Origin of the sequence: Pseudomonas fluorescens (assembly GCF_902497785.1) — a bacterium.
Lineage (GTDB): Bacteria > Pseudomonadota > Gammaproteobacteria > Pseudomonadales > Pseudomonadaceae > Aquipseudomonas > Aquipseudomonas fluorescens_BO.
Genome location: NZ_CABVHK010000023.1, coordinates 107,907 through 115,377, shown reverse-complemented (window position 1 = coordinate 115,377; position 7,471 = coordinate 107,907). Strand labels below are relative to the sequence as shown.

The following is a 7,471-nucleotide window of genomic DNA, read 5'->3' as shown; positions in this document are numbered from 1 at the left end:
CAGATCAGCGCAGCGCGCCCGCTTGATGCCTCGGTCGGCCCGAAGGCCGCCGCGGTTTTGATTTTGATTTTGATTTTGATCTGAGCGCCCCATAAAACCACGCTGGCCGAACGCAGGCATAGCGCAGCGGGGAAACCGGCAAGGATGCCGGTTTAGCCGCGCTGGGCCAGGGATGGCCCTTCGCGGCGACCCGCGGAGTAATGCCGGAGTGAGGGCACACCGAGCCAGAGCGAGGTGCCGAGTGGTGGGGCAAGAGCGTTGGGTTACTTTGCGCTTTTCAAAGTGACTCGCCGTAAGGGCGAAACCATTAGCGGCCGTGGCCGCAGGAATGGATATGTACACCCTCAAAAAACTCGTCGCCTGACACACCACCATCGCGAGCAGGCTCGCTCCCACAGGGGATTCGCATCAGGCCAGAGGTTGCGCACGGTCAGATCAGCGCAGCGCGCCCGCTTGATGCCTCGGTCGGCCCGAAGGCCGCCGCGGTTTTGATTTTGATTTTGATTTTGATCTGAGCGCCCCATAAAACCACGCTGGCCGAACGCAGGTATTGCGTAGCGGGGAAACCGGCAAGGATGCCGGTTTAGCCGCGCTGGGCCAGGGACGGCCCTTCGCGGCGACCCGCGGAGCAATGCCGGAGTGAGGGCACACCGAGCCTAGGCGAGGTGCCGAGTGGTGGGGCAAGAGCGTTGGGTTACTTTGCGCTTTTCAAAGTGACTCGCCGTAAGGGCGAAACCAATAGTGGCCGTTACCGCAAAAATGGATATGTACACCCTCAAAAAACTCGTCGCCTGACGCAAAGCCATCGCGAGCAAGCTCGCTCCCACAGGGGTTATGGGTACACCCGAAATAACAGGTCGGCTATGAGGCCGCATTCGCGAGCAGGCTCGCTCCCACAGTTGGACGGGTGTGTCAGGGGGAACCAGGTCGGCCCGCAGGCCGCCTCGGTTCACTCGCCCTCACCCTCAGGCACAATTTTGTTCTGGGTCAGATACCGATCAAGCGTCTCACTGTTCTGCGGCGAATTATCCCCCGCCACCTGCCACAGCCGCCGCTCGATCCCCTGAGCCAGAAGATGCCCCACCGCCGACTCGATCGCCGACAACACACACAACTGCGCCGGCTCGTTCGTGGTGTAGCCAACCTCCGCCTCCAGCAACTTCTTGAACTCGATAAACTTGAACACCCCGGCACTGCGGCCCACCGAGTAGATCGTTTTGCTGGTCATCACATTGGCCAGCACCTGCCCGCTGCGCACATCCACTGCCCGTAAGTTCACCGTGACCTGATCCACCCGATACTCCCGGGAAATGTCGATGCCCAAATAGCGCGCCCCTTCCCCGCCGCTTTTGACGTTGGTGTCATAGGCAATGATCCCGCCCTCGAGCATCATGTTCGCCGCTTGCAGCGGTGGCAGTTCCGCCTGGATGTTCACCGGTGTGTTCGGTTTTTTCTGCGAGGCGCGGATGATCTTGCGCTCGGTCAGCAGGTTCTGCAGCCCTTCGCGTTCCAGCACCACAAACCAGCCACTGACTTGCAAAGCGTCCATCAACATGCTCGCCGCGCCCTGGGTCACGCTGGTGGAAAACGAGCTGGCCGGCGTCGGTTTGTACTGACCGGTCTGGTCGCGAAAACCATAGACCACCGCCATCAACCGGCCCTTGGGTCGTGGCATGTTGATCAAGTCGTAATAGGTCGACGCCCTCGGCGTCAGCGTCGGGGTTTCGGTGTCCTGCTCAGCCCCGATCGGCTCGCGCAGACTGCACCCTTGTAATGCCGCCAGCATCAGCCCTAACAGAATTATTTTTTTCATGTCCTTCACTCCCCATCAACCCAGCCCGTCAAGGGGCCAGGCCGCTCACCTGGATTTCCGAGATTTCACCGGTCGCTCGGTCTGTCACGACGATGGTCAATTGCCCGGAGTCGTCGACGACGTTGACGATAAAAGCGTCGGTGGACAGGCTCCCGGTATTGCCGGCGGATATGTTGTCCAGCAATTGCCCGAGCAAGCGCGATTCCAGCTGATTGCTGAAGCGCTCCAGGGCTGACGTACCGGCCAGCGATGCGCGGTTTTTCAAGTCCGGGTCGTCGTAATCGTTCTGGGCCTGGGCGTTGTTGAGCAGCCAGGTGCCGTTCAATGGATTGCCGCCAAACGACGGATTGATGGGCGAGTAGACCAGCTCCGTGGCGTGGACCAGGCTGCAACTGCCGAGCCCGATCAACCAGAGGCCGGCCCTCGAAAGCCTTGGGCGTTGCGCGATTGTTGTTTTCATAATTCGTCCCTCTCAAGGTCCGTGGTGTCCTGCAACATGTTTTCCAGCTTGCGCTGGACAATCTGTCCGCGAACCCAGTCGGCGGCGGCGTAGGCCTCCTCCTTGAGTTCCACGGTGTTCGGCGGCAGAAAACGCCGGTAAACCAAACGCTGCTGATACTCGACGGTCACCAGTGCGCCCCAGCGCGCCGAAGGCCGTTCACGCACCACCAGGTTGAAATCCATAGGGCTGGTGGCGCGCAGGCGCTCACTGAACGAGTAGTAAAAGTCGTGGCCGATGTGCGAGATCGTGTCATCGACGATGAACCCCATCATTTCGTCTTCCTCAGCGGCAACGACGACCGGGGACGAAAGCAGGACGATCAAGGCGAAGCAGAACCGGTTCATGGCTGCACCGCCTGAGCCGGTTTCGAGGCGCCTTTGCCAGGACCCGGCGCGCCGTCGAGGAAGGCTTTTTCGGCGACGAACTGCCAGTCCTTGTAACTGGCCATGCCGGTGAAATCCGACCATTGAGTGGGGAAGTCCGCCTGCTTGAGCGGCTTGTCCGTGGAGGCGCTGCTGAGGCCGGTGATGCGCCCGTCGAAGCCGCGCATCAGGAACCATTCGCTGCCGCCAATCGGGTCCGGGTAGAGCTGTCGGAGATGGCGTTTCGGGTTGGGAAAACGTTCGTCCTGCAACAGGTCTTCGAGGGCTTTGGGGTACTGCGCCAACCCCGGCGAGCTGCGGTAATAACTGCGCAACGCCTGAGCGTATTGAGTGCCGACCCAGAGCAGTTGGCGCTCGCGATCACGGCGCGACGCGGTCGACCACAACTCGCCGGCACTGGCCAGGCCCATGCCCATCACCAGGATCAGGAACAGCACGCCCAGGTAGGTAAAGCCACCCTCGCCCGCAGGCTTACCACTCGGAATAAAGGCTGCCATCACGCGCCCTCCCTGTGGCACCGCTTTTGATGTCGGCGACCCCGCCCGGTACGCCGTCTGGCGGCGCGACCAACACCCAGAGGTCCTTGCGTTCGGCCACCGGGTCCATGGGTGCATTGCGCAGGTAACGCTGCTCGACCATTTGCTCGATGGAATCGGGGTAGCGCCCGGTGTCGCCGTAGTAGTGATCCAGCGCCTCGCGCATGGCTGACAAGCTCTGGCGCAGGGTGGTTTCTTTCGACGCCTCGAGGCTGTTGAAATAGCGTGGCAAGGCGATGGTCATCAGGGTCGCGATGATTGCCATGACCACCATCAGTTCCAGCAGGGTAAAACCCTTTTCCCGGCGCATATGCTCACCACTCCCGGTACGCGATGCCGTTGAGCCCCTTGCCCCGCGCCTGGGAGTAAACGTCAAAGACGTCCTCACCATCACGCGGGTTTTGAGCCGTGCTGTCATAGGAGCGCAAGCCCCAGCCACCTTCGTCGTCACGCTTGACCGGCTTGAGCGGGTCATGGGGTACGCGGCGCAGGAAATAGAACTTGGCGCCTTTGGCGCTGCGCACATCGCGCACGCCTTCGACCAGCACTTTCAGGTTCGGTGGATAGCCGCTGCTGTTCAGGGATTTCTCGATGTAGCCGGCGTCGAACGCCCGTTTGTAGGCGTCGATGGCATCGCGAATCTGATACAGCGCGGTGCGCAATTCCTGCTCTTTGCCCCGGCGCACCACGGTCTCGGTCAGGGGCGCGGCCATGCCGGCCAACAGGCCGATCAGCGACAGCGTCACCACGACTTCGATCAGGGTAAAACCACGTTGCGAGGCGTTCATGATCAAGGCTTCTCTATGGAAACTTGGGTAGACACCGCCGCCACCGGACGCTCGATGGGCGCGTTTTGCACTTGCGACTCCATGCGGCGATCAGGTGCCTGGATGTGCATGCTGGTTTCGGTGCCGGTGGGGAATTCCATGTCCGACGGGCTCTGGTACGGCAGGTTGCGCACGATCCGTGGGGTGATCGACAGCACCAGTTCCGATTTGCTGACGTTGTCTTTGTTGCTGCCGAACAAGCGACCCAGCCCGGGAATGTCGCCAAGGCCCGGGATCTTGTTGCCGGTGGCGCCATGGTCGTTGCGCATCAGGCCGGCGAGGATCTGCGTTTCGCCGTCGTGCAGGCGCAAGGTGGTCTGCGCGTTGCGGGTGTCGACCTGCACCGGAATCGTGCCCTGGCGGGTTGGTTCCAGCGGCGTGGCGTTACTCACTTCCAGGGCAATCTTGATCGCCACTTCGTTGTTCAGGTGCACGGTCGGCTGCACTTCCAGCTTCAGGCCGACGTCCAGGTAGGTGACGCTCTCGGTGATCACCGGCCCCTGAGTCGAGGGCACCGAGGTGGCGCTGATGATCGGCACCCGCTGACCAATGTGGATGCGTGCCTGTTCGCGGTTGCTGACGCGAATGGTCGGGCTGGCCAGGGTGTTGATGTCGTTGTCCTGGGCATTGATCTTGAGCTGGGGCGATGGATTGATGGTGATGCGGCCGGAATCGATGCCCTTGAGTTGATCGAGCAGCGCCACCGGGGAACCGTCACTGTTGACCACGCCGAAGGTGTTCGGCCATTGCAAGCCAAGGTCGAGAATCCGTTGCGTGGCGACTTCCATCACCTCCACTTCCAGCACCACTTCCGGGTTGGACTGGTCCTGGGATTGCAGGAGTTTTTCCGCCATGCGGATCGCGTCTTCGGTGTCGCGCATGGTCAGGGTGTTGAGGCGTTCATCGACAAACACGTCGCGGGTCTTGAGCATGGTTTTGACCATGTTCAGCGCGGTGTTGGCATCGATGCTGGTCAGGTAAAAAGTGCGCATCACCAGTTCCTGGTAATCCTTGAGTTTTTGCGGCGAGTCCGGGTAGATCAGCAAGGTGTTTTCGTTCACCACTTTCTGGTGCAGCTGGTTCTGTTGCAGCAGCAGGGCCACGGCGTCCTCGATGCGCACGTCACGCACGAAGATGGTGGCTTTCATGTCCGGACGCAGGTCCTTGTCGAAGATGAAATTCAACCCGGCCACCTGGGACAGCACTTCGAAAATGGTTTTCAGGTTGGCGTCGCGAAACTCCAGGGTCACCGGCCGGTCCAGGCGCGTGCGCAGCTGCGGATACGGAATGACGTTGCGGCTCTGGACCAAGCGAATGTTGCTTTGCAGTTCCAGTGCGCCTTCGTTTTTCGGGTCCAGTTCGAGGATCTGTTTGACCTGGCGGTCGGCACCGTAAATGTCGCCGCGACGCAGGTCGCCACGGGCCAGTTCGAGTTTTTCATCCATGCTGCGCAGGTACTCGAGTTGCCGGATCGCGTCCTGGGCGCGGCGGTTGTTCGGCTCGATGGTCAGCACCCGGCTGTACCCCATGCGCGCCTGGGCGAAATCGCGGTGGGCGCGGTCGGCATCGGCCTGGGTCAACAATGCGTTAATTGCCTTCACTCGCCCGCTGTTCAGGGCCAGGTGCAATTCGGTGTCGCGGGGGTCTTCGCGCAGGCCTTCTTCGATGCGGGCCAGGCCGGCTTCATACTGGCCCTGCTCGATCAACTCGGCCGCTTCCTTGTTGGCGACCTGCGCCGAACTGCACGCGGCCAGCGCTGCACACAGGCACAGGCTGGTCAGCGTTTTTTTGGTATTACGGCAGGATCTGTTCATTGCGCGCTCCCCACAGACAAGGTCTGGGACAAATGCAAGGGCAAGTAGACAAAGCTCAGTTCCACATCGGAAATGCCCTCGATCCGCCAGGTTTCGTCGATCACATCCCCTTTGCGTACGACGTATATTTTTTCGCCGTTCTGCAAAAACACTTGCAGGTCGGAGCGGTCATCCAGCCGCCCGACAAACTGGAACGGCATGGGTGGCATGCTTGGGGCTTGCACCACCGGAGTGAGGTTGACGGGTTGTTCGACGACGCTGGCCAGCGTCGGCGCGGCCTTCCAGCTGCGCGTGGCGAACAGGTCGCCGGCGGGGCTCAAGTCCTTCACTGCTTTTGCTTTGCCGGTGGCCGGCGCGGCAGGCAGCGCACCGCGGGTTTTGCTTTTGCCCGCAGCAGTGACGCTGGCGACGGCCACGTCGCCCTCTTCTGCCGGCATCAGGTAGTCGGGCAACCAGGCCAGCGCCGCCGCAACACCGAAGAAGCCCACCCATCCCATCACGCGCTTGGTATTCATCATGACCTCGACAGGTAAAGGGTCATGCGGATCCGGCCGGTCAGGTCGGTGTCGGCGATTTTCTTGCGTTGGAACTCGACGTCCTCCACCACCACCGCCGGCAACTGACCGAGCAAGGCGTGCAGGAAGCGCCGCAGTTGCGGGTAGCTGCCGCGCACCGGCAGCAGGATCTGATAACGCGCCAGATGGGTTTTGGGGTCGATGCCCAGCGAGTATTCCCCGCGCGCCAACGTGATGTGTTCCTGCGCCGCCAGCGCGTAGATTTTGTCGATGGCCACCGTGGCCTGAGGTTGCGACGGCAGCTTGCTGCGGAAGTCGTCGAGTTGCCGTTGCGGCACTACCGGTGGCGCGATGCTGCCGTCCTCGACTTTCGCCAGGTATTCGCCAGCTTCGCGGGTTTGCTCGCTCAGCTGTTGCAGCGACTGCCACTGCGGCATCAAGCCCGCCAGCCCATACACCAGCGCCACCAGCAGCATCGCCAGCCCGGCCAGCCCCGGAATGCCCAGACCTTGCAGGTATTCGTGGACGATCAATCTAGGGATTTGCATCGCCAATCTCCCAGCTAGCCGACAGGTTGAATTGCACCGGGTGTTCCGGCACGTTGGCCACGATTTCGTGGCTGAGCAGCGACACATCGGACAGCTCGTCGCTGGCCTCGAGATTGCGGTGGAAGTCGAGCATGGCGTCGAGGTCTTTGGCCTCGGCGCTGATCCGCACCTGGCCTTTGCGCGCATCCGGGGTGAGGGTCAGCAAGGCGATGTTGTCGCGGGGCATGGCTTCGAGCATGGCGAACAGGCTTTCCCAGGGCCGGCGCAGTTGCTGGGAGACCTTGCGCATCTCGGCGAGGTTCTGCGCCTGCTCGCGGGTTTCCGCCGGGCTCAGGCTGGTTTTGGCGCCGGTGTCGCCGGTGAGCACGCGCTGGGTGGTTTGCAGGTGGCCGTGTTGTTGCGCCACTTGTTCGCCGAGGTGTTGCTGAGCGACCAGGCAGCTCAGCGCCAGCACTACGCCGACGGTTAGCAGGCTCCAGCCCAAAGGGCCCGAGCGGCGGCGCGGCTGAAAGTCGAGCATCAGGGCGCGCATG

Annotated in this window: 10 protein-coding genes; all 10 read right to left on the bottom strand. The window is 61.8% G+C overall.

Features of this window, described 5'->3' with window-relative positions:
* Positions 1-949 precede the first annotated feature (949 nt).
* From F8N62_RS28000 to F8N62_RS27955, 10 genes are read right to left on the bottom strand one after another with little or no spacing between them, the layout of a single operon-like run.
* Positions 950-1,813, bottom strand: a complete 864-nt coding sequence (locus tag F8N62_RS28000; RefSeq protein WP_150713713.1) for a CsgG/HfaB family protein — start codon at positions 1,811-1,813, stop codon at positions 950-952.
* A gap of 28 nt (positions 1,814-1,841) precedes the next feature.
* Positions 1,842-2,273 carry a curli assembly protein CsgF gene (locus F8N62_RS27995; protein WP_150713712.1) on the bottom strand — a complete coding sequence of 144 codons (432 nt, stop codon included), beginning with the start codon at positions 2,271-2,273 and terminating at the stop codon, positions 1,842-1,844.
* Positions 2,270-2,659 carry a curli production assembly/transport protein CsgE gene (gene csgE, locus F8N62_RS27990; RefSeq protein ID WP_150713711.1) on the bottom strand — a complete coding sequence of 130 codons (390 nt, stop codon included), beginning with the start codon at positions 2,657-2,659 and terminating at the stop codon, positions 2,270-2,272. The genes F8N62_RS27995 and csgE overlap by 4 nt, the downstream gene beginning before the upstream one ends.
* On the bottom strand, positions 2,656-3,195 hold the full coding sequence (locus F8N62_RS27985; RefSeq protein ID WP_150713710.1) for a type II secretion system protein: 540 nt from the start codon (positions 3,193-3,195) through the stop codon (positions 2,656-2,658). Before F8N62_RS27985 ends, csgE begins: the two co-directional genes overlap by 4 nt.
* Positions 3,170-3,544: a type II secretion system protein gene (locus F8N62_RS27980; protein WP_150713709.1), complete on the bottom strand. Its 375-nt coding sequence runs from the start codon at positions 3,542-3,544 to the stop codon at positions 3,170-3,172. Before F8N62_RS27980 ends, F8N62_RS27985 begins: the two co-directional genes overlap by 26 nt.
* Before the next feature lie 4 nt (positions 3,545-3,548).
* Positions 3,549-4,022, bottom strand: coding sequence for a type II secretion system protein (locus F8N62_RS27975; protein ID WP_150713708.1), 474 nt, complete (start codon positions 4,020-4,022; stop codon positions 3,549-3,551).
* 2 nt (positions 4,023-4,024) lie between these two features.
* A complete protein-coding gene (locus tag F8N62_RS27970; RefSeq protein ID WP_150713707.1) occupies positions 4,025-5,875 on the bottom strand; it encodes a secretin N-terminal domain-containing protein in 1,851 nt (616 codons plus the stop codon).
* The gene (locus F8N62_RS27965; RefSeq protein WP_150713706.1) at positions 5,872-6,390 is read right to left on the bottom strand and encodes a hypothetical protein; all 519 of its coding nucleotides are present in this window, start codon (positions 6,388-6,390) and stop codon (positions 5,872-5,874) included. Before F8N62_RS27965 ends, F8N62_RS27970 begins: the two co-directional genes overlap by 4 nt.
* The gene (locus F8N62_RS27960) at positions 6,390-6,938 is read right to left on the bottom strand and encodes a GspMb/PilO family protein (protein ID WP_150713705.1); all 549 of its coding nucleotides are present in this window, start codon (positions 6,936-6,938) and stop codon (positions 6,390-6,392) included. Before F8N62_RS27960 ends, F8N62_RS27965 begins: the two co-directional genes overlap by 1 nt.
* On the bottom strand, positions 6,925-7,470 hold the full coding sequence (locus F8N62_RS27955; protein ID WP_150713704.1) for a PilN domain-containing protein: 546 nt from the start codon (positions 7,468-7,470) through the stop codon (positions 6,925-6,927). Before F8N62_RS27955 ends, F8N62_RS27960 begins: the two co-directional genes overlap by 14 nt.
* Between the last annotated feature and the right edge of the window lies 1 nt (position 7,471).

Excerpts from the sequence above, each read along its gene's own strand:
- F8N62_RS28000 (WP_150713713.1), bottom strand. The coding sequence starts at position 1,813 with ATGAAAAAAATAATTCTGTTAGGGCTGATGCTGGCGGCATTACAAGGG.
- F8N62_RS27995 (WP_150713712.1), bottom strand. The coding sequence starts at position 2,273 with ATGAAAACAACAATCGCGCAACGCCCAAGGCTTTCGAGGGCCGGCCTC.
- csgE (WP_150713711.1), bottom strand. The coding sequence starts at position 2,659 with ATGAACCGGTTCTGCTTCGCCTTGATCGTCCTGCTTTCGTCCCCGGTC.
- F8N62_RS27985 (WP_150713710.1), bottom strand. The coding sequence starts at position 3,195 with ATGGCAGCCTTTATTCCGAGTGGTAAGCCTGCGGGCGAGGGTGGCTTT.
- F8N62_RS27980 (WP_150713709.1), bottom strand. The coding sequence starts at position 3,544 with ATGCGCCGGGAAAAGGGTTTTACCCTGCTGGAACTGATGGTGGTCATG.
- F8N62_RS27975 (WP_150713708.1), bottom strand. The coding sequence starts at position 4,022 with ATGAACGCCTCGCAACGTGGTTTTACCCTGATCGAAGTCGTGGTGACG.
- F8N62_RS27970 (WP_150713707.1), bottom strand. The coding sequence starts at position 5,875 with ATGAACAGATCCTGCCGTAATACCAAAAAAACGCTGACCAGCCTGTGC.
- F8N62_RS27965 (WP_150713706.1), bottom strand. The coding sequence starts at position 6,390 with ATGAATACCAAGCGCGTGATGGGATGGGTGGGCTTCTTCGGTGTTGCG.
- F8N62_RS27960 (WP_150713705.1), bottom strand. The coding sequence starts at position 6,938 with ATGCAAATCCCTAGATTGATCGTCCACGAATACCTGCAAGGTCTGGGC.
- F8N62_RS27955 (WP_150713704.1), bottom strand. The coding sequence starts at position 7,470 with ATGCGCGCCCTGATGCTCGACTTTCAGCCGCGCCGCCGCTCGGGCCCT.